Annotated in this window: 26 protein-coding genes and 1 tRNA gene; 18 read left to right on the plus strand and 9 right to left on the minus strand. The window is 72.2% G+C overall.

Going from position 1 to position 26,010, the window contains the following annotated elements; translation table 11 throughout:
* Positions 1–410 precede the first annotated feature (410 nt).
* From BLT67_RS07330 to mgtE, 9 genes are all read left to right on the plus strand, one after another.
* A complete protein-coding gene (locus BLT67_RS07330; RefSeq protein WP_092666412.1) occupies positions 411–809 on the plus strand; it encodes a GntR family transcriptional regulator in 399 nt (132 codons plus the stop codon).
* Positions 766–1,512, plus strand: a complete 747-nt coding sequence (locus BLT67_RS07335; protein WP_092666413.1) for an ABC transporter ATP-binding protein — start codon at positions 766–768, stop codon at positions 1,510–1,512. The genes BLT67_RS07330 and BLT67_RS07335 overlap by 44 nt, the downstream gene beginning before the upstream one ends.
* On the plus strand, positions 1,509–2,336 hold the full coding sequence (locus BLT67_RS07340) for a hypothetical protein (protein ID WP_092666414.1): 828 nt from the start codon (positions 1,509–1,511) through the stop codon (positions 2,334–2,336). The genes BLT67_RS07335 and BLT67_RS07340 overlap by 4 nt, the downstream gene beginning before the upstream one ends.
* 99 nt (positions 2,337–2,435) lie before the next feature.
* Positions 2,436–3,032 carry a protein-L-isoaspartate O-methyltransferase family protein gene (locus BLT67_RS07345; RefSeq protein ID WP_092666415.1) on the plus strand — a complete coding sequence of 199 codons (597 nt, stop codon included), beginning with the start codon at positions 2,436–2,438 and terminating at the stop codon, positions 3,030–3,032.
* 82 nt (positions 3,033–3,114) lie between these two features.
* A complete protein-coding gene (locus BLT67_RS07350; RefSeq protein ID WP_092666416.1) occupies positions 3,115–4,293 on the plus strand; it encodes a M24 family metallopeptidase in 1,179 nt (392 codons plus the stop codon).
* A complete protein-coding gene (locus BLT67_RS07355) occupies positions 4,290–5,531 on the plus strand; it encodes a M20 family metallopeptidase (RefSeq protein WP_092666417.1) in 1,242 nt (413 codons plus the stop codon). Before BLT67_RS07350 ends, BLT67_RS07355 begins: the two co-directional genes overlap by 4 nt.
* A gap of 52 nt (positions 5,532–5,583) precedes the next feature.
* Positions 5,584–7,059 (plus strand): MFS transporter, encoded by a 1,476-nt coding sequence (locus BLT67_RS07360; protein ID WP_092666418.1) that lies wholly within the window; start codon positions 5,584–5,586, stop codon positions 7,057–7,059.
* A 119-nt stretch (positions 7,060–7,178) separates the two neighbouring features.
* Positions 7,179–8,351, plus strand: a complete 1,173-nt coding sequence (locus BLT67_RS07365; protein ID WP_092666419.1) for a zinc-dependent alcohol dehydrogenase — start codon at positions 7,179–7,181, stop codon at positions 8,349–8,351.
* Between the two features lie 72 nt (positions 8,352–8,423).
* A complete protein-coding gene (gene mgtE, locus BLT67_RS07370; RefSeq protein WP_231945437.1) occupies positions 8,424–9,776 on the plus strand; it encodes a magnesium transporter in 1,353 nt (450 codons plus the stop codon).
* Positions 9,777–9,841: 65 nt separating this feature from the next.
* On the opposite strand, the gene BLT67_RS07375 is transcribed toward mgtE, so the two are convergent.
* Positions 9,842–9,925 (minus strand) — tRNA-Leu (locus BLT67_RS07375).
* Between the two features lie 94 nt (positions 9,926–10,019).
* Here BLT67_RS07375 and BLT67_RS07380 point away from each other — a divergent pair.
* From BLT67_RS07380 to pknB, 7 genes are all read left to right on the plus strand, one after another.
* Positions 10,020–10,697: an FhaA domain-containing protein gene (locus BLT67_RS07380; RefSeq protein WP_092666421.1), complete on the plus strand. Its 678-nt coding sequence runs from the start codon at positions 10,020–10,022 to the stop codon at positions 10,695–10,697.
* Positions 10,694–11,233 carry an FHA domain-containing protein FhaB/FipA gene (locus BLT67_RS07385; RefSeq protein ID WP_092666422.1) on the plus strand — a complete coding sequence of 180 codons (540 nt, stop codon included), beginning with the start codon at positions 10,694–10,696 and terminating at the stop codon, positions 11,231–11,233. The genes BLT67_RS07380 and BLT67_RS07385 overlap by 4 nt, the downstream gene beginning before the upstream one ends.
* Before the next feature lies 1 nt (position 11,234).
* The gene (locus BLT67_RS07390; protein WP_092666423.1) at positions 11,235–12,476 is read left to right on the plus strand and encodes a PP2C family protein-serine/threonine phosphatase; all 1,242 of its coding nucleotides are present in this window, start codon (positions 11,235–11,237) and stop codon (positions 12,474–12,476) included.
* Positions 12,477–12,508: 32 nt separating this feature from the next.
* A complete protein-coding gene (locus tag BLT67_RS07395; RefSeq protein WP_092667576.1) occupies positions 12,509–13,885 on the plus strand; it encodes an FtsW/RodA/SpoVE family cell cycle protein in 1,377 nt (458 codons plus the stop codon).
* Positions 13,882–15,363 (plus strand): peptidoglycan D,D-transpeptidase FtsI family protein, encoded by a 1,482-nt coding sequence (locus BLT67_RS07400; protein WP_231945438.1) that lies wholly within the window; start codon positions 13,882–13,884, stop codon positions 15,361–15,363. Before BLT67_RS07395 ends, BLT67_RS07400 begins: the two co-directional genes overlap by 4 nt.
* Positions 15,360–17,087 (plus strand): protein kinase domain-containing protein, encoded by a 1,728-nt coding sequence (locus tag BLT67_RS07405; protein WP_092666424.1) that lies wholly within the window; start codon positions 15,360–15,362, stop codon positions 17,085–17,087. Before BLT67_RS07400 ends, BLT67_RS07405 begins: the two co-directional genes overlap by 4 nt.
* 83 nt (positions 17,088–17,170) lie before the next feature.
* On the plus strand, positions 17,171–19,006 hold the full coding sequence (gene pknB / locus BLT67_RS07410) for a Stk1 family PASTA domain-containing Ser/Thr kinase (RefSeq protein ID WP_092666425.1): 1,836 nt from the start codon (positions 17,171–17,173) through the stop codon (positions 19,004–19,006).
* A 90-nt stretch (positions 19,007–19,096) separates the two neighbouring features.
* Here the strand turns inward: pknB and BLT67_RS07415 are convergent, their stop codons facing one another.
* The 3 genes from BLT67_RS07415 to BLT67_RS07425 are packed head-to-tail and all read right to left on the minus strand — an operon-like array spanning position 19,097 to position 20,717.
* Positions 19,097–19,762: an anthranilate synthase component II gene (locus BLT67_RS07415; RefSeq protein ID WP_092666426.1), complete on the minus strand. Its 666-nt coding sequence runs from the start codon at positions 19,760–19,762 to the stop codon at positions 19,097–19,099.
* Entirely contained in the window at positions 19,759–19,950 is a 192-nt protein-coding gene (locus BLT67_RS07420) for a hypothetical protein (RefSeq protein WP_092666427.1), read from the minus strand. The genes BLT67_RS07415 and BLT67_RS07420 overlap by 4 nt, the downstream gene beginning before the upstream one ends.
* Positions 19,950–20,717: a class E sortase gene (locus BLT67_RS07425; protein WP_157674268.1), complete on the minus strand. Its 768-nt coding sequence runs from the start codon at positions 20,715–20,717 to the stop codon at positions 19,950–19,952. The genes BLT67_RS07420 and BLT67_RS07425 overlap by 1 nt, the downstream gene beginning before the upstream one ends.
* Before the next feature lie 41 nt (positions 20,718–20,758).
* Between BLT67_RS07425 and BLT67_RS07430 the strand changes: the two genes are divergently transcribed.
* Entirely contained in the window at positions 20,759–21,031 is a 273-nt protein-coding gene (locus tag BLT67_RS07430; protein WP_092666429.1) for a cell division protein CrgA, read from the plus strand.
* 60 nt (positions 21,032–21,091) lie between these two features.
* Here BLT67_RS07430 and BLT67_RS07435 read toward each other — a convergent pair whose 3' ends face one another.
* Together BLT67_RS07435 and BLT67_RS07440 are read right to left on the minus strand one after the other, a co-directional pair.
* The gene (locus BLT67_RS07435; protein ID WP_157674269.1) at positions 21,092–21,820 is read right to left on the minus strand and encodes a rhomboid family intramembrane serine protease; all 729 of its coding nucleotides are present in this window, start codon (positions 21,818–21,820) and stop codon (positions 21,092–21,094) included.
* A gap of 145 nt (positions 21,821–21,965) precedes the next feature.
* Positions 21,966–22,505 (minus strand): peptidylprolyl isomerase, encoded by a 540-nt coding sequence (locus BLT67_RS07440; RefSeq protein WP_092666431.1) that lies wholly within the window; start codon positions 22,503–22,505, stop codon positions 21,966–21,968.
* A gap of 144 nt (positions 22,506–22,649) precedes the next feature.
* Between BLT67_RS07440 and BLT67_RS07445 the strand changes: the two genes are divergently transcribed.
* Positions 22,650–23,249 carry a hypothetical protein gene (locus BLT67_RS07445; protein WP_092666432.1) on the plus strand — a complete coding sequence of 200 codons (600 nt, stop codon included), beginning with the start codon at positions 22,650–22,652 and terminating at the stop codon, positions 23,247–23,249.
* Between the two features lie 49 nt (positions 23,250–23,298).
* Here BLT67_RS07445 and BLT67_RS07450 read toward each other — a convergent pair whose 3' ends face one another.
* From BLT67_RS07450 to BLT67_RS07460, 3 genes are read right to left on the minus strand one after another with little or no spacing between them, the layout of a single operon-like run.
* The gene (locus BLT67_RS07450) at positions 23,299–23,484 is read right to left on the minus strand and encodes a hypothetical protein (protein WP_092666433.1); all 186 of its coding nucleotides are present in this window, start codon (positions 23,482–23,484) and stop codon (positions 23,299–23,301) included.
* Between the two features lie 17 nt (positions 23,485–23,501).
* Positions 23,502–23,936 (minus strand): NUDIX hydrolase, encoded by a 435-nt coding sequence (locus BLT67_RS07455; RefSeq protein ID WP_092666434.1) that lies wholly within the window; start codon positions 23,934–23,936, stop codon positions 23,502–23,504.
* Between the two features lie 9 nt (positions 23,937–23,945).
* Positions 23,946–25,913, minus strand: coding sequence for a BCCT family transporter (locus BLT67_RS07460; RefSeq protein ID WP_092666435.1), 1,968 nt, complete (start codon positions 25,911–25,913; stop codon positions 23,946–23,948).
* Positions 25,914–26,010: the final 97 nt, after the last annotated feature.

Consider the following 26,010-nt stretch of genomic DNA (forward strand, 5'->3'; position numbering starts at 1 on the left):
AGCGCCATTGAGCCAGTCCGCATCGCTTCTCTGTGCGCTGGTCTCGTGACGCGTGCACCTTCGGTGCGCGCTCCTCGACCAACGGCTGCTCGCTTCCGGCGACGCGTAGGCGCAGCCCCCGCCCGCTCGTCGAGTAGGCCCGCAGGGCCGCATCGAGACGGGACGGCCGGGTCTCGATACGCCGGCTGCGCCGGCTACTCGACCAGCGAGGGAGCGGCCCCGCCCGCGCCGGCTACTCGACCAGCGAGGGAGCGGCCCCGCCCGCGCCGGCTACTCGACCAGCGAGGGAGCGGCCCCGCCCGCGCCGGTCACTCGACCAGCGAGGGAGCGGCCCCGTCGGTCCGCTTGCGCTCGATGCTCCGCAATCGTATTGTGTTACTGAACTAATACAGTCAGACAGACGGGGAGCCATGGAGTTCGACAGCGCGCAGCCGATCTGGCTCCAGCTCGTCGGCGAGTTCGCCCGCCGGATCGCCGCGGGCGAGTGGCAGCCCGGCGCGCGCATCACTGCGGTGCGCGAGCTCGCGGCCGACCTGCAGGTCAACCCCAACACCATCCAGCGCGCGTTCGGCGAGCTCGAGCGGCAGGAGCTCGTGCGCGCCGAGCGCACCGCCGGCCGCTTCGTCACGGACGACGACGCGCGCATCACCGCCCTCCGGCGACGGCTCGTCGCCGATGCGGCCGAGGACTTCTCGCGCCGCGCCATCGGGGTCGGGCTCAGCCTGACCGACGCACAGCACCTCCTCGCCGAGAGATGGGACGACCATGACCGTGACCGACGACCGACCGACGACCGGGCAGCGAGGTGACGACGTGACCGCGCCCGCGATCGAGATCCACGGCCTCGTGAAGGCCTACGGGGCGAAGCGCGCCCTCGACGGCCTCGACCTCACCCTCCCCTACGGCCGCATCGTGGGCCTCCTCGGCGAGAACGGCTGCGGCAAGACGACGCTCCTCAAGGTGCTCGCGGGCGTGCTCGCCGACTACGAGGGCGACGTGCGCATCGCCGGCCACGAGCCCGGTCCGCGCTCGAAGGCGCACGTCTCGTTCCTGCCCGACGTCTCGTTCCTGAGCGACGCCGCCCGCGTGCGCGACTGCATCCGCCTCTACGACGACTGCTTCGACGACTTCGACGCCGCGAAGGCGCACGAGCTCATCGGCTTCTTCGGCCTCGACGAGTCGACGCGGCTGCGCGAGATGTCGAAGGGCATGCGCGAGAAGGTGCAGATCTCGCTCGCGATGGCGCGCAGGGCGCGCGTCTACCTGCTCGACGAGCCCATCTCGGGCGTCGACCCGGCCGCGCGCGACCTGATCCTGCAGGGCGTGCTCCGCAGCCTGTCCGAGGACTCGCTGCTCGTCATCTCCACCCACCTCATCCACGACCTCGAGCCCATCCTCGACGGCGTCGTGATGATGCGGCACGGCCGCGTGGTGCTCGCCGGCGAGGTCGACGACCTGCGCGCCGAGCACGGCAAGTCCATCGACCAGCTCTTCCGGGAGGTCTACCGATGATCGGCACGCTCATGAAGCACGAGGCCCTCCGCACCCGCGGGTTCGTGCTCACCATCGCGGGCGCCGGGGTCGGCCTCGCCGTCGTCGGCTCGCTCATGGCCCTCACGGGCTGGCCCGTGCTCTCGCAGTTCGGCGTCGTGCTCGGGTTCATCGGCGCGTTCGGGATGCTGCCGGCGCTGCAGCTCGCGCTCGGCATCGACTACTGGCGCAGCAGCTACGGCCGCATCGGCTACTTCACCCAGACGCTGCCGGTGCGCGGCTCGCGCATCTACCGCGCCAAGCTCCTGTGGGCGCTGCTCGTCATGCTCGCGGGGCTCGTCGCGACCGTGGGCCTCTGGTGGGTCGTGATGCTCGGCGCCGCGCCCACCATGCTGGGCCTCACGGCAGGCGAGTTCGCGCAGCAGGCGGGCGAGATCCTCGCGGATGCCTTCGCGGCGGCGCCGTGGCTCGTCGCGCTCGGCGCGCCCGCCCTGCTCGTGCTGCTCTACAGCCTCTCGACGGTGATGTACGCGTGCGCGGCCTCGATCGGCTCGGAGCGATGGCTCCAGCGGCTCGGCTGGGGCGGCCCCGTCGTGGTGTGGTTCGGCCTCTACACCGTGCTCCAGATCGCCATGTTCGTCGCGATCCTCGCGATCCCCTTCGGCCTCGGCGTCGACGAGGCCGGCGACTTCGGCGTCGTCTCCGCCGACCTGCTCGGCGCGCTCGTCACCGACACCGACCTGCAGCTCATGCCCATCGGCTTCGTACCGGTGCTCGTCGTCGCGATCGTCGCGATGGTGTGGGCGACGGTGCGCTCGTGGGACCACCGGGTGTCGCTCGCCTGACGCACCCTCCGCATCCGCCGAGACCGCGCCGCGCGCAAGCGCCCGCTCGACCGCCGCGCGCCCTCGACCGACGAGGGCGCGCGGCGTAGCGTGCGGGGCATGAGGGAGCTGCCCGTCGACGCCGAGACCGTGCGGCGCGTGCACGAGGCGATGCGCGCGGCCGACCGCCGCACCTTCCTGCCGCCGAGCGTGCGGCACCTCGCCGGCGTCGACCGGCCGATCGGGATCGGCTGGGACGCGACGAACTCGCAGCCGTCGACCGTCGCGCGCATGCTCGAGCTGCTCGACGCGCGGCCCGGGCACCGCGTGCTCGACGTCGGCGCGGGCTCGGGCTGGACGACCGCGATCCTCGCGGAGCTCGGCGCCGACGTCACCGGGGTCGAGCTCGTGCCGCAGCTCGTCGAGCAGGGCAGGGCCAACCTCGCCGCGCACGGCGCAGCGCGCGGCCGGAGCGCGCCGCGCATCGAGCTCGCGACGAAAGGCGCGCTCGGGCTCCCGGACGAGGCGCCGTGGGACCGCATCCTCGTCTCGGCCGACTTCGGCCGCATGCCGCACGCGCTCGTCGCCCAGCTCGCCGAGGGCGGCCGCATGGTCGCGCCGATCGCGGGCGCGATGCAGGTCGTCGACGTGCACGGCGGTCGGCCCCGCACGCGCACCGACGGCATCGGCTACGCCTTCGTGCCGCTCATCGAGTAGCGCGCGCCGCGCCGCCCGCCCGCCGTCCCCGGCCAGCATGGGCGGGCGCACTAGGGTGGCGGCACGACGTGAGGAGGCGCGGTTGCAGCCCAGCCCCGATGAGCTGGCCGAACGGCTCGCGCGCACGCGCGCACGCATGACCCGCTCGGGCCTCGACGGGCTCGTCGTCGTCGATCCGGCCAACCTGCACTACCTCACCGGCTACGACGCGTGGTCGTTCTACATGCCGCAGCTGCTGTTCGTGCCGCTCGAGGGCGAGCCGCTGCTCATCATGCGGGCGATGGATGCGGGGGGCGCCCACCGCACCGCCGTCGCGACGCCGCCCGAGCGCATCCTCGGCTACCCCGAGTCGCTCGTGCACCAGCGCAACGTGCACCCCTTCGACTGGGCCGCCGAGCAGCTGCGCGCGCACGGCTTCGCGCGACGCGGCCGCGTCGGGTACGAGGGCGAGGCCCACTTCTTCTCGGTGCGCTCGTTCCTCGCGCTGCAGCGCGGCCTGCCCGAGTGGCAGCTCGTCGACGGCCACGACCTCGTCAACTGGGTGCGGCTCGTGAAGAGCCCGGCCGAGCTCGAGCTCATGCGCGCCGCCGGCCGGGTCGCGAGCGCCGCCATGCGCGCCGGCATCGACGCGATCGCCGAGGGCGCGCGCCTCAACGACATCGCCGCCGCGATCCAGTTCGCGCAGGCCACCGGCGTCGAAGGCGCCGAGGGCGACTACCCCGCGATCGTGCCGATGCTCCCGACGGGCGAGAGCGCCGACACCCCGCACATGACCTTCAGCGCGCGCCGCCTCGACGCGGGCGAGGCGGTCTCGATCGAGCTCGCCGGAGCGCACCGCCGGTACCACGCCCCGCTCGCGCGCACGCTCTCGCTCGGCCGGCCCGACGCGCGCCTCGCCCGCGTCGCCGCCGTCGCGGCCGAGGGCCTGCAGCTCGTGCTCGACGGCCTGCGGCCCGGCCTCACGGTCGCCGAGGTGCACGGCATCTGGCAGTCGCACATCGCCCGCGAGGGCATCGAGAAGCCCTCGCGCCTCGGCTACTCGATCGGCATCGGCTACCCGCCCGACTGGGGCGAGCGCACCGTCTCGATCCGCGGCGACGACCAGACGATCGTCGAGGCGGGCATGTGCCTGCACATCATCGCCGGCATGTGGATGGACGGCTACGGGTGCGAGATCAGCGAGGCCGTCGCGGTCGCGGAGCGCGGCGTCGAGATCCTCACCGACGCGCCGCGCGAGCTCATCGTGCTGGAGGACGCATGACGGATGCGGCGGCGCGCGACGCGTGCGCCAGGCGCGCGCTCGACCTCGTCGACGAGGCGACGATCGTCGCGGACGCCTCGTCGCTCATCCTCGCCGCGAGCGAGAACCCGGGCGGCACCGAGCTCGTCGCCGTGCGCGTGCTCGAGGCGATCGCGTCGCGGCTCGGCGCACGCACGCGCCGCACGATGGCCGCGCCCGACCGGCCGAACCTCTCGATCCGCTTCGGCCCCGAGCCCACCCGCGAGCGCCCCGGCGTGCTCATGCTCGGCCACAGCGACGTCGTGCCCGCCGGCAGCGGGTGGAGCGCCGACCCCTTCAACCCCCGCGTCGAGGGCGGCTGGCTCACCGGGCGCGGGGCGGTCGACATGAAGGGCGGCATCGCCGCGGCCCTGCAGGCGATGGGCGCCGTGAGCGCCGTGTGCCCCGAGCTGCCGCTCGAGCTGCTCGTGACCGCCGACGAGGAGGACCTCGCGACCGGCATCCAGGCGCACCTCGCTGCCGACGACGAGGATCCGCACCGCTACCTCGCGTGCATCGTCGCCGAGCCCACCGACCTCGCCGTCGTGGTCGCGTGCCGCGGCGCCGCCAACCTCGAGGTCGAGGTCGCCGGCCGCGCCGCGCATGCGGGCCGCCCCGAGGACGGCGCGAGCGCCATCACGACGGCGGCGCATGTCGCCGCGTGGATCGCCGACGACCACCGGCGGATGCGCGAGGGCGCCTCGGGGCTGCTGGGCTCGGCCACCTGGAGCGTCGGCAGGATCGAGGGCGGCCACGGCACGTCGATCGTGCCGGACCGCTGCACGCTGCTCGTCGACCGCCGGCTCATGCCGGACGAGACCGGCGCCGACGCGCTCGCGCAGCTCGATGCCGGGATCGCGCACGTGCTCGACGACGAGTCGCGCCAGGCCGCGCCCGGCGCCGCGTGCTGCACCGCGCGCACCCGCCTGCTCATGGAGATGCCAGGCTTCGAGACCGACCCGACGCATCCGCTCGTCACCTCCGCGGTGGGGGCGCTCGCCGCCGAGGGCGTCGCGGCGCCGGTCGAGGCGTGGACGGCCGCGTGCGAGGGCGGCTTCGTCGCGCGCCACCACGGCTGCCCCACGATCATCCTCGGTCCCGGCGACATCACCGGCCAGGCCCACCAGCCCGACGAGCGCGTGCTCGTCTCCCACCTCTCCACAGCGGCCCGCGCGTACACTCGCATGCTCGTGGGCCTCCAGCACGAGCCCGCGCACTGACGCAAGACCGGAAGCACGACCCCCCAAGGCACCATCCAGAAGGGACACGGCCATGACCGAGCACGCAGCAGCGCACCCCGCGCACGAGCCACCGCCCATCACGAGAGAGCTCGACCTCTCCCCCATCCAGCGCAAGACCGTGAAGAAGTCGGTCATGGGCGCGATGGCCGGGAACGCGATCGAGTGGTTCGACTACGGCATCTACGGCTACCTCGTGGTGCACCTCTCGAGCCAGATCTTCGGCGGCAGCGAGGACTCCACGCTGTGGGCGCTGTTCGGCTTCGCCGTCTCGTTCCTCATCCGCCCCATCGGGGGCGCCATCCTCGGGCCGCTCGGCGACCGCATCGGGCGCCAGAAGGTGCTCGTGTTCACCATCCTGATGATCTCGCTCGCGACCGCGGCGATCGGCATCCTGCCGACCTTCGAGCAGGTCGGCTGGCTCGCGCCGCTGCTGCTGTTCAGCCTGCGCATCATCCAGGGCTTCTCGGCCGGCGGCGAGTACGCCGGGGCCGCCGTCTACATGGCCGAGCACGCGCCCGACGACCGCCGCGGCTTCTGGGGCTCGTTCCTCGAGTTCGGCACCCTGCTGGGCTTCTCGATGGCCGCCATCCTCGTCACGGGCCTCGAGCTCATCGTCGGCCCCGAGGGCATGGAGGCCGGCTGGTGGCGCCTGCCGTTCCTGCTGACCCTGCCGCTCGGCATCGTCGCGCTCATCATGCGCAAGAACCTGCACGACTCGGAGACCTTCACCGAGGCGAAGGAGCAGGACACCCGCACGAGCGCCTGGCAGACGCTGCGCGACCTCGTCACGCAGCAGCCGAAGCAGCTGCTGAAGATCATGGGCATCACGGTGCTCATCAACACGGCGTTCTACCTCGTGCTCACCTACATGCCGACCTACCTCACGACGTCGCTCGACATGGACGCGACCCAGGCGGGCATGATGCTCGTCGGGGTGCAGCTCGTGATGATGGTCGTGATCATCCCGCTCGGGGCGCTCACCGACCGCGTCGGCAGGCGGCCCATCCTGCTCACCGCCGCGCTCGGCTTCACGCTCTTCTCGATCCCGGCGATCATGCTGCTCGACACGGGCGTGATCGCGCTGCAGATCCTGGGGCTGGCGATCTTCGGCATCTTCCTCGTGATGCTGCTGTGCAACATCTCGGCGTCGCTGCCGGCGCTGTTCCCGACGACGGTGCGCTACGCGGGCTTCGCGCTCGGCTACAACGTCGCGACGTCGCTGCTCGGCGGCCCGGCGGGCCTCATCAACGAGTCGCTCATCCAGTCGACCGGCTCGACGCTCATCCCGGGCTTCTACATGACGGTCGCGGGCATCATCGGCCTCATCGCCATCTGGACGTTCAACGAGACCGCGGGCCGCAGCCTCCGCGGCGACGTCGTGCCGGGCGACGACGACCTCGACCGGGTCGCGATCGGCGAGGAGCTCATCGGCAAGGTGCACGACCCCAACGGCGAGCTCGAGCAGGTGCGGGCCGCCGCGAAGGGCGACGGCCCCGGCGCACGCTGAGCCATGAAAGACGGATGCGCTCCGCCCATCAGGGCGGGGCGCATCCGTCGTCTGCGAGGTCGCTGGGCATCCGGCCGGAGGGGTCGACTTCTGTACCCCACCCGCGTACCGTCGCGGCCATGCGAGCACTCACCTGGCAGTCCAAGCGCACCGTGACCGTGGAAGAGGTGCCCGATCCGCGCATCGAGCAGCCCACCGACGTCGTGATCCGCGTCACCTCGACCGCGATCTGCGGCTCCGACCTCCACCTCTACGAGCTCTTCGCGCCCTTCCTGAAGCGCGGCGACATCCTCGGGCACGAGCCGATGGGCATCGTCGAGGAGGTCGGCGCCGCGGTGACCCGGCTGCAGGTCGGCGACCGGGTCGTCATCCCCTTCGTGATCGCGTGCGGCGAGTGCTTCATGTGCGAGAAGGGGCTCACGACCCAGTGCGAGACGACCCAGAACCGCCACTCCGGCACGGGTGCGTCCCTCTACGGCTACACGTCGCTCTACGGCTCGGTGCCGGGCGGCCAGGCCGAGCGGCTCCGCGTCCCCTATGCCGACTTCAACGCGACGAAGGTCGGCACGGAGCTCGCCGACGACCGCTACCTCTTCCTCAGCGACGTCCTCCCCACCGCGTGGCAGGGCGTCGCGTACGCGGGGCTCGAGCCGGGCGACACGCTCGCCGTCATGGGCCTCGGTCCCGTCGGGCAGTTCGTCGCCCGGATCGGGCGGCACCTCGGCCACCGCGTGCTCGCCGTCGAGCCGGTGCCCGAGCGCCGGGCGATGGCCGAGCGGTACGGCGTCGAGACGCTCGACATGGACGATGCGACCGATGCGCTGCGCGACCTCACGGACGGCCGCGGCCCCGACGCGATCGTCGACGCCGTCGGCATGGAGGCGCACGGCTCGCCCGGCGCGGCGACCGCGCAGCAGCTCGTGGGCGCGCTGCCCGACCTGCTCGCGAAGCCGATGATGCGGCACGCGGGCCTCGACCGGCTCTCCGCGCTCCACACCGCCTTCGACGCGGTGCGCCGCGGCGGCACGGTGTCGCTCTCGGGGGTCTACGTCGGCTCCGCCGACCCGACGCCGATGATGACGCTGTTCGACAAGCAGATCACGCTGCGGATGGGGCAGTGCAACGTGCAGTCGTGGCGCGACGAGCTGCTGCCCCTCGTCGAGGACCCCGCCGACCCCCTCGGCACGGGCGACCTCACGACGCACCTCGTGCCGCTCGAGGAGGCGCCGGAGTACTACGAGACGTTCCAGAAGAAGGAGGACGGCTGCATCAAGGTCGTGCTCCAGCCCTGAGCCCGGAGCGCTCACCCTCGCGGTGAGCGCGGAGGGCTCAGCGGGTCGGCACCCATGCGCCAGACTCGCAGGGTGACCGATCCGCAGCCTCGCAGCGCCGCCCTCGCGCGCGTCGACCGCGCGTTCGAGTCCGACGACCTCGCCGGCCTCGCCGAGGCGGCCGCCGAGCTGCCCGCCGCCGACCTCGTCGCCGCGCTGGGCCGGCTCTCGGTGAAGCGCGGCGCCGTGCTCTACCGCCTGCTCCCCCGCCCCGTCGCGCTCGAGGTGTTCGAGGCGCTGCCGCCGAGCCTGCAGCGCGATCTCGTCGCGGGCCTGCAGCGCGAGGAGGTCGCAGCGGTCTTCGCTGACCTCGATCCCGAGCGGCGCGTGCCGCTGCTCGACGAGCTGCCGGCGACGGTCGCGCAGCGGCTCCTGCGGGGGCTCCCCGACGACGAGCGCGAGCGCACCGCCGTCGTGCTCGGCTACCCGAAGGGCTCGGTCGGACGGCGGATGAGCGGCGGGCTCGTCACCCTGCGCGGCGGGATGCGCGCGGCAGAGGCGCTCGATCGCGCCCGCGCGCTCCCGGCCGAGGTCGAGCTCGCCGCCGCCCTGCCCGTCGTCGACGACGAGCGCCGCGTGCTCGGGGTCGTGCGGCTCGGCGACCTGCTGCGGGCCGACGCCGACGAGCCCGTCAGCGCCCTCATGCGGGGGACGACCACCGCGCGCACGACGGACGACGCCGAGGAGGTCGCGCGCCGCTGCACCGATCGCGGGCGGCGGGCGATGCCGATCGTCGACGCCGAGCGGCGGCTCGTCGGCATCCTCCCCCTCGAGGCCGCCGTGCGCATCCTCGCCGAGGAGGAGAGCGAGGACGCCGCGCGCCAGGGCGGCGCCGAGCCGCTCCGCCGCCCCTACCTCTCGACCCCCGTCCGCAGCCTCGTGCGCTCCCGGGTCGTCTGGCTGCTCGTGCTCGCGATCGGCGCGACGCTCACCGTGCAGGTGCTCGAGGTCTTCGAGACGACGATCGAGCAGGTGACGGTGCTCGCGCTCTTCGTGCCGCTGCTCATCGGCACGGGCGGCAACACGGGCAACCAGGCGGCGACGACCGTCACCAGAGCCCTCGCCCTCGACGAGGTGCAGCCCCGCGACGTGCTGCGCGTGCTCGCCCGCGAGCTGCGCGTCGGCGCGCTGCTGGGCCTCCTGCTCGGCGCCATCGGCTGGGCGGTCACGAGCCTCGTCTACGACCCGTCGGTCGGCCTCGTCATCGGGCTGACGCTCCTGGCGGTCTGCACGCTCGCGGCGAGCATCGGCGGCGTCATGCCGATCGTGGCGCGCGCCGTGCGCGTCGACCCGGCGGTGTTCTCGAACCCGTTCATCACGACGTTCGTGGATGCGGCGGGCCTCGTCGTCTACTTCCTGATCGCACGCGCGGTGCTGCAGCTCTGAACGGCCGTCGAGCGCGAAGCGCCGGAGACGAGGAACGGCCCCGGGGTGGAGCCCGGGGCCGATCGTGCGCGAGGGGGGACTTGAACCCCCACGTCCGTACGGACACTGGCACCTGAAGCCAGCGCGTCTGCCAATTCCGCCACTCGCGCGACGCCCGGGGCAGCCCGGGCAACCACACGAGAATATCAGGTTCCGAGCCACGGCGGGTACGCTGACGTGGCTGAAGGGCGGTGAGCACGAGCAATGGGATTCCTGGATTCGATCGAGCGCGGACTCGAGAAGGCGGTCAACGGCGCCTTCGCGAAGACGTTCCGATCCGGCGTCGAGCCCGTCGAGATCGCCAGCGCACTCAAGCGCGAGCTCGACACCCAGGCGTCGGTCGTCTCGCGCGACCGGATCCTGGTGCCGAACCGCCTCACCGTGCGGCTCGCCCCCTCCGACTTCCAGCGGCTGCGGCGCCTCGGCGACGCGCTGCTCGACGAGCTCACGAGCACGGTGCAGGCGCACGCCCGCCAGTCGGGCTACTCCTTCCCCGGCCCGATCGACCTCGGCCTCGAGCCCGACGAGCGGATGACGACGGGGATGCTCGAGATCGCCTCCGACTCGGAGGTCGGCGAGGTCGTGTGGACCGCGGTCGTCGACATCAAGGGCAAGCGCCACCGGCTGCGGCGCGGCCGCACCGTCATCGGCCGCGGCTCGGACGCCGACATCACGGTCGACGACGCGGGCGCCTCGCGCCGACACGCCGAGATCATCTGGGACGGCACGCGCGCACAGGTGACCGATCTCGGCTCCACCAACGGCACGACGCTCAACGGGCGTGCGCTCAAGAGCGCCCTCCTCGAGCCCGACTCGATCATCGACATCGGCGCGACGCGCATCGTCTATCGCCTGCTGGCCCAGTCGAAGGAGCAGCCGTGAGCGAGCTGACCCTCATCATCATCCGGATCGGCTTCCTGGCCCTCCTGTGGCTCTTCATCTTCATCGTGCTGTACTCGCTGCGCAGCGACCTCTTCGGCCCGAAGCTCACGCCGCTCCAGCGGGTCGCGGTGCAGAACCAGCGCTCCCGCGAGGCGCCGAGCGCGCCGGCGGCCGCACCGCGCGCGACGAGCGACGCCCCCACGACCGTGACCGAGCGCGCTGGCACCGCCCGCCCCGCATCCGGCGACGCCACGCGCCTCGTCGTGACCTCGGGCCCGCGCGCGGGGCTCGAGATCGAGCTGCCGAGCACGGGCCTCTCCATCGGGCGCTCGTCGGCGAGCGGCCTGCAGATCAAGGACGACTACACGTCGAACAACCACGCCAAGATCGTGCGCTGGCGCGACCAGTGGGTCGTGCAGGACCTCGACTCCACCAACGGCACCTTCGTGGAGGGCAAGCGCATCAGCCAGTCGACGCCGGTGCCGGTCGGCACCACCGTGCGGATCGGCACGACGTCGTTCGAGCTGAGGCGCTAGCTTGAGCACACCCCTCGCCGCAGCGATCAGCCACGTCGGCCGGATCCGCACCGAGAACCAGGACTCCGGCTACGCCGGCGCGCACCTGTGCTTCGTCGCCGACGGCATGGGCGGCCACGCGGGCGGCGACGTCGCGAGCGCGATCGTCACCCGCCGCGCGCGAGAGGCCGACCGCGAGTACGCGAGCGCGAAGGAGGCGGCGGACGCACTCGCCCAGGCGCTCCGCGAGGGGAACGACGCCCTGCAGCAGGCGATGCTCGAGCACCCCGAGCTCTCGGGCATGGGCACGACCGGCTCCGGCATCATCCGCGTGGGCGACACGATGGGCATCGCCCACATCGGCGACAGCCGCATCTACCGCTACCGCGTCGGGGCGCTCGAGCAGATCTCGACCGACCACACGTTCGTGCAGAAGCTCGTCGACGCCGGCCGCATCACGCGCGAGGAGGCCGAGCACCACCCGCGTCGCAACGTCGTCATGCGCGTGCTCGGCAACGTCGAGACCAACCCGGAGATCGACACGCTGGTCGCCGACGCCCTGCCGGGCGACCGCTGGCTCGTGTGCTCCGACGGCCTCTCGAGCTACGTCGACGAGGAGCGCATCCGCACCATCCTCGCGCAGGGGCTCGACACCCCCTCGACCGTGCAGCGGCTCGTCAACGAGTCGCTCTCGCGCGGCGCGCCCGACAACGTCACGGTCGTGCTGTGCGACATCGACGAGCGGCACTCCTCGTCGATCGAGCCCACGACCGTCGGCTCGGCCGCCGCGCCCATCAGCTACGAGGCCGTCGAGCCCGAGCGCACCTCGGTCTCGCTCGGCCAGCTGCTGCTGCACCCGCGGCAGTCGCGCATGCAGCCGGCGTTCGAGCACTTCGAGCCCGAGAGCGAGGAGTTCCTGCAGGAGCTGCTCGCCGAGCAGCGCGCCATGCGCAGGAAGCGCCGCATCACGTGGAGCGTCGGCGCGCTGCTCATGATCGCCGCGGTGGTCGTCGTCTCGACGATGTTCTACAGCTGGACCCAGGATCGCTACTTCGTCGGCGTCGACGACGCCGGGCAGGTCGTGATCTACCAGGGCATCCAGCAGCAGATCGGGCCGTTCGTGCTCGCGACCGAGGTCGAGCAGACCGGCATCGCCGTCGACGACCTCTCCCCCTTCAACCAGCGCAACGTCGAGCAGACGATCTCGGCGCCGTCGCTGGAGGCCGCGCAGGCCGTGATCGAGCGATTGGAGCGTTCGCCGTGAGCAACCCCTCCGCTCCCACCCAGCAGAACGCGCTGCAGACCGGCATCGTGCAGCTGCGCGACGCCACCGAGGCGATCAAGGTGCGCATCCGCAACCCCGCGAAGCTGCGCAACCTCGAGCTCTTCCTGCTGATCCTCGCGTGGGTCATCGGCGGCGGCGCGATGGTGCTCGTGCAGCTCGGCGCGCTGCAGCGCGTCGACACGTTCCCGCTGCAGCTCGCGGCGATGCTCGGCCTGCTCACGCTCGCGCTCCACATCACGCTGCGCGTCGTCGCGCGCGAGGCCGACGCGATCATCCTCCCCGTCGCGACGGCGCTCAACGGCCTCGGCATCGCGATGATCTACCGCATCGACATCGCCGACGGCTTCACCGGCTGGGATGCCGCATCGGTGCGCCAGATGGCCTGGACCGCGATGGCGCTGCTCGTCGCGATCGTCGCGATCGTCGCCGTGCGCAACCACCGCGTGCTCGCGCGCTACCGCTACCTCGCGATGGCGGTCGCCTTCATCCTGCTGGTGCTGCCGCTCATCCCGGGCATCGGCCGCACCATCAACGGCGCGACCGTGTGGATCAGCCTCGGGCCGCTCTCGTTCCAGCCGGGCGAGCTCGCCAAGATCGCCCTCGCAATCTTCTTCGCCGGCTACCTCATGACGGCGCGCGACTCCCTCTCGGTCGTCGGCCGCAAGGTGCTCGGCATCCGCTTCCCGCGCGTGCGCGACCTCGGCCCGATCCTCATCGTGTGGGCGATGTGCATGCTCGTGCTCGTCTTCCAGCGCGACCTCGGCACCTCGATGCTCTACTTCGGCCTCTTCCTCGTGATGATCTACGTCGCGACCGGGCGCCGGTCGTGGATGGTCATCGGGCTCGGGCTCGTCGCTGTCGGCGGCGTCGTCGCCTACTTCGCGCTCGGCTACGTGCAGCGCCGCATCCACGCGTGGATCCACGCATTCGACCAGAGCGTCTACGAGGCGCAGGGCGGCTCGTACCAGATCGTGCAGGGCGTGTTCGGGATGGCGCACGGCGGCCTGCTCGGCACCGGGCTCGGGCTCGGCCGCCCCGACATCACGCCCTACGCCAACAGCGACTACATCATCCCGTCGCTCGGCGAGGAGCTCGGCCTCGCCGGCATCTTCGCGATCCTGGGCCTCTACCTCGTGCTCGTCTCGCGCGGCATGCGCATCGGCTTCCAGGGCCCCGACGACTTCACGAAGCTGCTCGGCGTCGGCCTCGCGTTCGTCATCGGGCTGCAGGTGTTCATCGTCGTCGGCGGCGTCACGCGGCTCATCCCGCTGACGGGCCTCACGACGCCGTTCCTGGCCGCCGGCGGATCGTCGCTGCTGGCCAACTGGCTGATCGTCGCGCTGCTGCTGCGACTGAGCGACTCCGTGCGCGGAAGGGGGATCGTATGACCGGCACCGAGAGGGAGGCGAGCATGCGCCGCCCGATCCGGCGCGTGAGCACGCTGCTGCTCGTGATGTTCATCGGGCTCTTCGGCTCGTCGACGATGATCCAGGCCGTGCAGACCGACGCGCTGCACGCCGACGCGCGCAACACCCGCACGCTCTACGACTCGTTCGCGGTCGAGCGCGGCTCGATCGTCGTCGACGGCGTGCAGGTCGCGCTCTCGTCGCCCTCCGACGACGAGTACGAGTGGCAGCGCGAGTACCCGATGGGGCCGCTCTACGCCCACATCACCGGCTACAACACCCTCGGCCAGGGCAACACCGGCATCGAGGGCGCGATGAACGAGGAGCTCACGGGCACGGCCAACAGCCAGTTCCTCGACCAGGTCCTCGCGACGATCACCGGGCAGGACCCTGCGGGCTCGTCGGTCGAGCTCACGATCGACCACGACGTGCAGCAGGCGGCGTCGGATGCGCTCGGCGACCGGGAGGGCGCGGTCATCGCGCTCGATCCCGACACGGGCGACGTGCTCGCGATGGTCTCGAGCCCGACGTTCGACCCCAATCCGTTCGCGAGCCACAACACCGCGGCGGTCACCGAGGTCTACAACCAGCTGCTGAGCGACCCGGACGACCCGCTCTTCAACCGCACGATCGCCGGCGACCTCTACTTCCCGGGCTCGGTGTTCAAGGTGCTCGTGCTCGCGGCCGCGCTCGAGTCGGGCGAGTACGACCTCGAGTCGGAGTTCGAGAACCCCGCAGAGCTGCAGCTGCCGCAGTCCTCCGCGGTCGTGCGCAACGCATCCCGCGACACGTGCGGCCCCGGCGAGACGGTCACGCTCGAGACGGCGTTCATCCTCTCGTGCAACATCCCCTTCGCCCAGCTCGCGCTCGACCTCGGCCAGGATGCGATCGCGCAGCAGGCCGCGGCCTTCGGCTACGGCCAGGGCTTCGACATCCCGCTCCCGGTGACGCCGAGCCGCTACCCGACGAACCTCGACGACGCGCAGACGATGCTCACGGGCTTCGGCCAGTGGGACGTGCGGGTCACGCCGCTGCAGATCGCGATGACGACCGCGGCGATCGCGAACGACGGCACGATGATGCGGCCCAACATGGTCGACCGCGTGCTGGCCCCCAACCTCGACGTCACCTCCGACCCGGAGCCGACCATCATGGGCAACCCGATCTCGGCGAGCATGGCCGCAGAGATGCGCGGCGCGATGGAGCTCGCGGTGACCGACGGCCTCGCGACGAACGCGCAGATCCCGGGCGTCACCGTCGGCGGCAAGACGGGGACGGCGGAGACGGGCGAGAACAACGAGCCCTTCAACCTGTGGTTCACGGGCTACGGGGAGCGGGACGACCGGAGCGTGGCAGTCGCCGTCGTGGTCGTGCCGGATGAGAACATCGTCGGTGATACTTCTAACGTGATCGCCGCACCAATCGGGAGAGCAGTGATCGAGGCGGTGCTGAACTCATGAGACCATCCAGCGGACTCACCTTCGGTGGGCGATACCAGCTGACCAGCCGGATCGCCATCGGCGGCATGGGCGAGGTCTGGCAGGCGACCGATCAGGTGATCGGGCGCACCGTCGCGCTCAAGATCCTCAAGGACGAGTACATGGGCGACCCGGGCTTCCTCGAGCGCTTCCGCGCCGAGGCCCGCCACGCCGCGCTCGTCAACCACGAGGGCATCGCCAACGTCTTCGACTACGGCGAGGAGGAGGGCAGCGCCTTCCTCGTGATGGAGCTCGTGCCCGGCGAGCCGCTCAGCGCGATCCTCGACCGCGACCGCACGCTCTCGGCCGACAAGGTGCTCGACATCGTCGCGCAGACCTCGGCCGCGCTGCACGCCGCCCACCAGGCCGGCCTCGTGCACCGCGACATCAAGCCCGGCAACCTGCTCATCACGCCCGAGGGCCGGGTGAAGATCACCGACTTCGGCATCGCGCGCATCGCCGACCAGGTGCCGCTCACCGCGACCGGCCAGGTCATGGGCACGGTGCAGTACCTCTCCCCCGAGCAGGCCTCGGGGCAGCAGGCGGCCCCGTCGACCGACATCTACTCGCTCGGCATCGTGGCCTACGAGGCCCTCGCCGGCCGCCGCCCGTTCACGGGCGAGTCGCAGGTCGCGATCGCGATGGCGCACATCAACGACGCGCCGCCGGACCTCCCGGGCACCGTGCCGGAGCCCGTCCGCAACCTCGTGCTCTCGTGCATCGCGAAGACGCCGGCCGACCGCCCGACGTCGGCCGCGCACCTCTCGCGAGCCGCGACCATGCTGCGCCGCGGCGACATCGCCGGCGCGGCAGCGATCGTGCCGGGCATCGCATCCACCGACTCGTTCGCGACGATCGACTCGCCGACGCAGGCCGCCACGCGCGTCATCACGACGCAGTCGAGCCCCGCGACGGCTGCGCTGCCGGTCGCGGCGACGACTGCGCAGCGCACGCAGGAGCGGCGCCGCACCAACCCGTGGATCTGGCCCGTCGTCATCCTCGCCGTGCTGCTCGTGGCCGCGGGCGTCGCGATCGCGATGATGCTCATCAACGGCCAGCAGAGCCCGCCCGCGGCGACCGAGACCTCGCAGGCTCCGGAGGAGACGCCGACGGTCACGGTCGACGCATCCGACTTCATCGGCATGACCGAAGCCGAGTTCCGCAGCGCGATCGAGGACCTCGGGCTCGTCGCGAGCGTGCAGACCGGCGACCCCGCCACGAGCACGGGCGACGTCGCGCGCATCTACGCGGTCGACCCCACCGGCCCCATCGCCGAGGGCTCGACCGTGACCGGCACGATCCACGCGCCCGTCACCGCGATCCAGGATCCGACCACGCCGCCGCGGATGGCGGACGGCGCGGACGAGACCGACCTCCGCACCGGGCAGCCGTACACGGTCGAGTGGGATGCCGCGACGTGCCCGGCGGGCTACACCCTCGCCGGCTACGACGTGACGATCATGTGGGCGAACGGCGAGGAGGAGACGCTGCAGGTCAACGGCGCCCGCCTCAACATCACGCAGATGCCCACCGGCGACAACCTCATCTCCTACGCGTACCGCTGCGGGATCGACGGCGGCGAGACGCTCACGAGCGGCGCGTCGCCGGCGCTGACGATGCAGGCGTCGCCCGAGGAGACGCCCACGCCGGAGCCCACGCCCGAGCCCACGGTCACCCTGCCCGTCGAGCCCTCGGACGGGCCGTGATCGGCGCGTGACGTAGAATCGACCGATCCCCCTGCCACTGCCGGGGGCCATCGGCACCGGCACGCACGAGGGAAGGAGCTGCGATGACCGACAGCATCATCGCGTCGCTGCGGACCCTCGGCGACCGGTACGAGATCGGCGAGCTCATCGGCCAGGGCGGCATGGCCCAGGTGCACCTCGCGCGCGACACGCGGCTCGACCGGCAGGTCGCCGTCAAGCTGCTGAAGCCCGAGCTCTCGAAGGATCCGGAGTTCCGCACGCGCTTCCGGCAGGAGGCGCAGTCGGCGGCCCGCATGTCGCATCCGACCGTGGTGCGCGTGTTCGACGCCGGCGAGGAGCCGACGACCGATGCCCACGGCGAGCCGGCGGCCGTGCCGTACATCGTCATGGAGTACGTCGACGGCCGGATGGTCAAGGACATCATCGCGGAGGGTCCGCTGCCGGAGGCGGAGGCGGTGCGCATCACGAAGGGCATCCTCACCGCCCTCGAGTACTCGCACCGCGCCGGCATCGTGCACCGCGACATCAAGCCCGGCAACGTCATGGTGACGCCGGGCGGCCAGATCAAGGTGATGGACTTCGGCATCGCGCGCGCCGTGAGCGAGACGAGCGCCAACGTCGCCGAGACCGGCACGATCCTCGGCACCGCGGGCTACTTCTCGCCCGAGCAGGCCCGCGGCGAGTCGGTCGACGCTCGCACCGACCTCTACTCGACCGGCGTCGTGCTCTTCGAGCTGCTGACGGGCCAGCCGCCGTTCCAGTCGGACACCCCGGTCGGCATCGCGTACCAGCACGTCGCCGAGGAGCCGCCGACCACCTCGTCGATCACGCCGGGCATCACGCCCGAGATGGACTCGGTGGTCGCGAAGGCGCTGCAGAAGCCGCGCGAGGACCGCTTCCAGACCGCGACCGAGTTCAAGCAGGCGCTCGACGACGCCCTCGCCGGCGTGCTCGTGCCGCTCGACCGGCCGACGACCGCGCCGATCGAGATCGGCGCGGCGACGACGATGTTCGCGGCCCTCCACGTCGACGAGCCCGAGACCGAGGCGCAGGCCGAAGCCGCGCAGGAGCGCCGCCGACGACCGCACCTCGTGTGGCTGTGGGCCGCCGCGGTGCTCATCGGCGTGCTCGTCGTCGGCGCGGGCGTCTGGGCCTTCAGCCTCGGCAACCTGCCGATCGCCGGCCTGTCGACCCCCGTGCCCGACGTCGTCGGCGCCCAGGAGGACGAGGCGATCGCGACGATCGACGCCGAGGGCCTCAGGGCCGAGGTGCGCCGCACGATCGACGACGCGCCCGCCGGGACGGTGCTGCGCACCGAGCCGGAGGCAGGCGTGAGCATCGCCCCGGGGTCGACGGTGCAGCTCGTGGTCTCGAACGGTCCACCGCCCGAACCGCTCATGAGCGTCGCGAACCTCACCGAGGCGCAGGCGCGGCAGGCGCTCGAGTCGGCCGGCTACACGGTCGGCGAGATCACGAGGGACTCCTCGCCGACGGTGCAGGCCGACCACGTCATCAGCACCGACCCGAGCGCCGGCACGAGCGTGTCGCAGGGCGCGATCATCAACCTCGTGCTCTCGAACGGCCGCGTCGAGGTGCCCGACGTCGTGGGCAGCCCCATCGCCGCTGCGGTCGAGGAGCTGCAGGCGGCTGGCCTCACCGTCGAGCGGCGCTTCACGCTCAGCTGCCTCTCGGACGGCACGGTGCGCGAGCAGTCGCTCATCGGTGAGCAGCCCCAGGGCAGCACCATCACGATCCTCTACTGCAACGGCTCGCCGCAGCCCGCCCCGCAACCGGCACCGCAGCCCGACCCCGAGCCCTCGCCGAGCAACTCGGGCGGCGGCAACGGCAACGGCGGCGGCAACAACGGGGGCGGCAACGGCCCCGGCAACGGCGGCGGCGGGGGCGGCGACGACGGCTGACGTCGCATCACCGGTCCCACGCGTGCCGTGATGACCATGCGCGTGCCGTGACGGCCGGGCGCTCCGCGAGCCGTCCGAGGCCCGGTGCGCTCAGCGGGCGTGGTCGGGCGGCGGCGCGAGCGTCATGAGCGGCGCCCGGCCGGCCGCGAGCTCGGCCGCGCCCGCGAGGCCGGCGGCCTCGAGCCAGTTGCCGAGCATGCGGTAGCCGCCCTCGGTCAGCACCGACTCGGGGTGGAACTGCACGCCCCACACCGGCGCCTCGCGGTGCTCGACCGCCATGATGACGCCGTCGGCATCCGGCGCATCCGGGACCGTGCGCGCGGTCACGCGCAGCGCATCCGGCACTGTGCCGTCGACGATCGCGAGCGAGTGGTAGCGCGTCGCCGTCACCGGGCTCGGGAGGCCCTCGAAGACGGTCGTGCCGTCGTGCTCGACCTGGCTCGTCTTGCCGTGCATGAGCTCGGGCGCGTGCGTCACGACGCCGCCGAGCGCCTCGGCGATCGCCTGGTGGCCGAGGCAGACGCCGAGCAGCGGGGTGCCGGTCTCGATCGCGGCGTGCACCATCGGGATGGAGACCCCCGCATCCGCCGGGGCGCCGGGCCCGGGCGAGAGCAGCACGGCATCCCACTCGCCGATGGCGGATGCGTCGACCTCGTCGTTGCGCACGACCGTCACCTCGGCGCCGAGCTCCTGCAGGTAGCCGGCGAGCGTGTAGACGAAGGAGTCGAAGTTGTCGACGACGAGGATGCGGGTCATGCGGGCCCTCCTGGGAGTGCGGAGCGGTGCGCGTCGAGCACCGGGTCGGGCGTGGGGAAGAACTCCTGCATCACCCACGGGTACACGTGGAAGACGAGCAGGTAGGCGACGGCGGCGAGCAGCACGAGCACGATGAGCAGGCGCACCGGCCACGGGCCGGGGAGGGCGCGCCACAGCGCGGCGTACATCAGGCCCGCCCCAGGGACTCGGCGAGCGCGAGCGGCATGCCGTCCTCGAGGGGCTGCCAGCCGACGAACGTCGCGTAGGCGATGAGCCGGCCGGCGGACGACCACTCGGGGTTGCAGGTCGTGAGCGTGAGGTAGCGCCCGTCGGCGGGGGTCTGCGGCTGCTGCGGCACGGGCTCGACCACCCCGACGCCCGTGGGCGCGACGTACTCGTGGTTGCGGAACTCGTAGACGTACCAGGCCTCGGCGGTCTTGACGTAGATGCGGTCGCCGATGCGCATCTCGTCGAGGTGGGTGAACGGGCCGCCCTGCCCGTTGCGGTGCCCCGCGACGGCGAAGTTGCCGAGCTGCCCGGGCATCGCGGAGGCGCTGTAGTGCGCGAGGCCTTGCTCGAGCGAGTCGAGCACCGCGCGGCTCGTGCCCTCGCCGACCACGCGCTCGAACTGCCCGAGCCTCGGGATGTACATGACGGCGAAGGAGGCGCGATCGGCCACCGCCGCCTCCGCGGGCATCTCCGGCTCCGGCTCGGCGCTCGCTGCGGGCCGCAGCGCCGTGTCGGGCGCGGCGATCGCGTCGGGCCCGAGCTCGGCGGCGAACGACTGCCCGGCCGCCTGCTGCTGCGCGCCGAGCACGGCGTCGGAGAGCCACAGCTGCCAGCCCGCGTAGCCGAGCGCGAGGACCCCTGCCGTCAGCAGCAGCTCGCCGAGCACGCTCGCGACGGTCGCGCGGCGCCGGGGTCGGCGCCGCCGCTCCCCCTGGTGCCCGGCCACAGCGACAATCCTAGGCGGTGCCTGCATTAGCATGGGGTGCTATGAGCCCCAGCGAGAAGTCGGTCGACAAGGCGTCCGCCGCGAGCAAGAAGGCGGCGGCGAAGGGCCGCGAGCGCAACCCGCACGACGAGCAGCGCAACCCCGCCTGGTTCAAGCCGGTCATGTTCGGCTTCATGATCGTCGGCTTCCTGTGGGTGATCGTCTACTACATCTCGAACACGACGCTGCCGGTGCCCGCGCTCGGCTCGTGGAACATCGTGATCGGCTTCGCCGTGATGTTCATCGGCTTCATCATGACCACCCGGTGGAAGTAGCGCCGAGTTACACCGGTGTAGTTCTCCCCAGCTGTGGATGAAACTGTGGAGAGCTGACGCTCAGAGGATGAGCGCGACGCGCAGGGCGAAGAGCCCGGCGAGCGCGAGCGCGACGACCCCGATGACGAGCCACGCGGCCTTCGCCGCCTGATCTCCGCGCATCCGCTGGTGCACGAGCCCGATGCCGAAGCCGAGCGCGAGCCCGATGACGAGCCCGCCGACGTGCGCGGGCCACGAGATGCTGCTGAACAGGAACGTGATCACGAGGTTGATGCCCACGATCAGCAGCAGCGCCGGCTGCACGCGGCCGAGCATGCGCTGCATGCCGATCGCCATGCCGAAGAGGGCGTAGATCGCGCCCGAGGCGCCGACGACCGCCGACATCGGCGTGAACCACGCGACCGCGACCGCGGCGCCGGCGGCGCTCACGAGGTAGGCGGCGAGGAACGGGAGCCTGCCGATGCGCTGCTCGATCGAGGGCCCCACCATGAACAGCACGAGCATGTTGAACGCGAGGTGCAGCACGCTCGCGTGCACGAAGGCGTACGTGAGGAAGCGCCAGGGCTCGACGAGCGAGTAGCCCAGGAAGTACATGAGGTGCACCGAGAGGTCGCCCGGCAGCACCTGCAGCACGCCGACGAGCGTCGTGACGGCGACCAGCGCGAGCGTGACGGGCGACGGCTGCGCGAGCCACTGCCGCAGCAGCTGGCCGCCGCGCGTGCGCGGCGCACCGCTGGCGACGCGCGTCCGCTGGTGCAGCGCGCGCTGCTCCTCGGCGAGCTCGCGCACGCACTCCGGGCAGCGGACGCCGACCGGCGCCTGCTGCTGGCACTCCCCGCAGACGGTGCGCCCGCAGCGCGAGCACAGCACCCAGCTGATGCGATCAGGGTGCCGGTAGCACCGATCTGCGGGCGGTGAGGCGGCCACCGTGCGCTCAGGCCTGCTGGATCTCGATGGTCTCGATCACGACGTCCTCGAGGGGCTTGTCGCGGCCGTCGGTCGGCACGGCCTGGATCGCGTCGACGACGCGCTGCGACGCCTCGTCCTCGACGAGGCCGAAGATCGTGTGCTTGCCCTGCAGCCAGGGGGTCGCGACCGTCGTGATGAAGAACTGCGAGCCGTTCGTGCCGCGGCCGCCGACCTTGCCGGCGTTCGCCATGGCGAGCACGTAGGGCGCGTTGAAGGTGAGGTCGGGGTGGATCTCGTCGTCGAACTGGTAGCCGGGGCCGCCGACGCCCTGGCCGAGCGGGTCGCCGCCCTGGATCATGAAGTCGGGGATGATGCGGTGGAAGACGACGCCGTCGTAGAGCGGCGCGGTCGACGTCTCGCCCGTGCCCGGGTGCGTCCACTCGCGAGCGCCCGTGGCGAGCTCGACGAAGTTCTTCACGGTGGCGGGGGCGTGGTCGCCGAGGAGGTTGACCTTGATCTCGCCGTGGTTGGTGCGGATCGTCGCGACAGCGGTGTGGTGAGCCATGGCTCGATCCTCCCACAGGGCGGCCCGCGCGGGGCCGGCGGGAGGGGCCGGTTCGACGACAGCGAAACCGCGCCGGGCACTGGGTGACGCATCCAGGAGAACGTGCAAGGATGACGCGCAGGCTTCGACCACGGAAGGACTGACATGTCGCTCGAACTCACGCGCAAGCGCGCGAAGGAGATCAAGAAGCTCCGCAAGAAGGCCGACAAGATCTGGGCCGAGCAGCGCGTGGTGAGCCATCACGCCGCCGAGCTCGCCCGCGAGGCGCGCGATCAGGCGCGCGCCTACGGCAACGAGTCGCTGCTGCCCGCCGCCGAGCACGCGCTGCACCGCGGCGTCGACGCCTCGCGCAACGGGCTCGCGAGCGCGACGCGCGGCTGGAACAAGCAGGTCGTGCCGGCGATCGCATCGGGGCTCGGCTCCTTCGCCGCCATGGCGCAGATCGCGAAGGACGACCGCGTGAAGAGCGCGATCGACAGCGTGCGCCGCTACGCGACCGTTCCCGAGGTCGCGCCCGCGCGATCCGCGAAGTCGGGTCCCAACGCGTTCCAGTGGGTGCTCATCGGTGTCGGGGCTGTCGCCGTGGTCAGCGCCGCGTACGCCGCTTGGCAGACCCTGCGCGCCGACGACGACCTGTGGATCCCGGACGCGGAGGACACCGCGATCGACGCGCCGCCGCGCCCGGCCGACCAGCCCTCCGGCGGTCTCGCCGACGGCCCGGAGGCCGGCTCGCCGCAGGCTTGACGCTCGATCCTGGGAGGGGCTCCACCGCACGGTGGGGCCCCTCTCGTCATCAGCCGGCGGTGAGGCCGATGATGACGAGGATGCCGCCGCCGATGAGGAGGCCCGCGGCCAGCAGGAACGAGCGCATCCGCCGCTCGGGGTCGCGTCCCTCGCGGATGGTGCGGAAGACGTCGATGCCGCTGACGACGCAGCAGGCGACCATGAGGCAGAAGCCGAGGATGATGAGCGGATGCATGGTGTCGGATGCGCGGTTCAGCGCAGCGGGGATCCTTCGTCGTCGAGGTGGCTGATCGCCCAGTCGACCGCGTGCACGTGCCGCAGCGCCGGCACGTCGGCGAGGCGGTGCCAGGCGACGTCGTCGGTCGTGCCGTCGACCTCGACGGCGAGCTCGCCGCCGATGATCTCGGCGCGGTAGAGGATGCGCAGCGCCTGCAGCTCGTCGCCGCGCGAGGTGGAGGCGAGCACGGCCGAGTCGACGCCGAGGAGGCCCGTGAGGCGCACGTCGTAGCCGGTCTCCTCGCGCACCTCGCGCACCGCGCCGTCGGCGGGGTGCTCGCCGGGCTCGACGCCGCCGCCCGGGAGCGTCCAGCCGCTCATGTCGCCCTCGCGCCAGTGCGGCAGCAGGATCTCGCGGTCGTCGCCGTCGCCCCTGGTGATCAGGGCGTAGGCGGCGACTCGCATGCGCATCTGGCCATCCTACGTCGCGGGTCGCGGCGGCTCGCCCGCCCCCGCGGGCGGCTCACCCGCATCGTCCTCCGGCGCTCGCGCGAGCGGATCCCGCGCCCCGTGCTCCGCGGCACCCGCCTCCGCGTCCGCATCCGAGCCACCCGACGCATCCGCCGCAGCCGCGGCACCCGGCGCATCCGCCGCATCCGCCTCGGCGCTCGGGGAGGCTGTCGGATCGACGGCGACCGTCGGCACGAGCTCGCCCACGCCCTCGCCCGGCTCCGTCTGCTCGACGGTGAGCTGGAAGTCCTCGCCGTGCTCGGTGACGCCCGTGACGACGGCCTGCTCGACCGCGGCGATCGCGTACTTCCGCCGCACGACCACGGGGTCCTGCGACAGGTCGCGGGCGACCGCGAAGGCGAGCCCGATCATCACGACGACGAACGGGAGGGCGGCGATGATGGTGATCTGCTGCAGGCCCGCGAGCGCGTCCTCGCCGCCGAGCAGCAGCATGATGGCGGCGACCGCCCCGGTGGTGATGCCCCAGACGACCACGGTCAGGCGCCTGGGCCGGAGCGAGCCGCGGTGCGACAGCGTGCCCATGACGATGGATGCGGCGTCGGCGCCCGAGACGAAGAAGATCGACACGAGCACCATCACCACCACCGCCGTGATCTGGCCCAGCGGCAGCTCGGCGAGCGCGGTGAAGAGCACCGCCTCCTCGGCGCCGTCGGTGCCGAGGTCGACACCGGAGAGCGTCAGGTCGATGCCGAGCCCGCCGAAGATCGCGAACCACACGAGCGAGACGAGCGTGGGCGCGACGAGCACGCCGGTGACGAACTGCCGCACGGTGCGGCCTCGCGAGATGCGCGCGATGAACATGCCCACGAAGGGCGTCCAGCTGATCCACCAGGCCCAGTAGAAGATCGTCCAGCCGGAGAGCCAGGCCGCGACCTCCTCGCCGCCGGCCGCCTCGGTGCGCGACGACATGACGGCGAGCTGCTCGATGTAGCCCGCGATGGTGGTCGGCAGCAGGTTGAGGATGAAGACGGTGGGGCCGACGACGAAGACGAACAGCGCCAGCAGTCCCGCGAGCACCATGTTGATGTTGGAGAGCCACTTGATGCCGCGCGCGACGCCCGAGACGGCGGAGGCCACGAAGCCCGCGGTCAGCACCGCGATGATGCCGATCAGCAGCCCCTCGGTGACCCGGTCGAGCCCCGCGACGATCTGCAGGCCCGAGCCGATCTGCAGCGCCCCGATGCCGAGCGAGGTGGCCGAGCCGAACAGGGTGGCGAAGATCGCGAAGATGTCGATGGCTCGACCGATGGGCCCCTCGACCACGCGCTTGCCGACGATCGACGTGAAGGCGGCCGAGATCAGCAGCGACCGGCGCTTGCGGAAGACGCTGTAGGCGAGCGCGAGGCCGACGACGGAGTAGATGGCCCACGGATGCAGCGACCAGTGGAACATCGTGGTCGCCATCGCGGTGCGCACCGCCTCGGTGTCGGTGCCGCCCGCGGTGCCCGGCGGGGGCGAGACGAGGTGGCTGACCGGCTCGGTGACGCCGTAGAAGACGAGGCCGATGCCCATGCCGGCCGAGAACATCATCGCGATCCACGAGACCGTGCTGAACTCCGGATCCTCGCCGTCGTCGCCGAGCGGGATGCGCCCGTACCGGCTCGCGGCGATCCAGATCGTGAAGATGACGAAGCCCGAGGCGGCGAGCGCGAAGAGCCATCCGGTGTTGTGCACGACCCAGTCGAGGCCCACGCTCGAGGCTGCGCTGAGCGACTCGGTCGCGAACGCGCCCCACAGCACGAAGGCGAGGGCGACCGCCGCCGCGACGCCGAAGACGACGGTGTCGAGCGGCTTCCGCTCGCCCGTCGCCACCGTCATCGGCGGGGCGTCGAGCGCCGGGTGCATCGGGCGCTCCGAGCGCTTCAGCCGCCGCAGGGGACGGTCGGCTCGGTCGTCGGGGGCGTCGTGCTCGGCCATGGGGTGCTCCCTGCTCGCGCTGCGCGGTCCGCCGGACCGCGGTGTGGGACGACCTCACGGTAGTCGCGCGATCCTGGGTGCGCGAGGGGAGCGATCA

The organism is Agrococcus carbonis, assembly GCF_900104705.1.
Lineage (GTDB): Bacteria > Actinomycetota > Actinomycetes > Actinomycetales > Microbacteriaceae > Agrococcus > Agrococcus carbonis.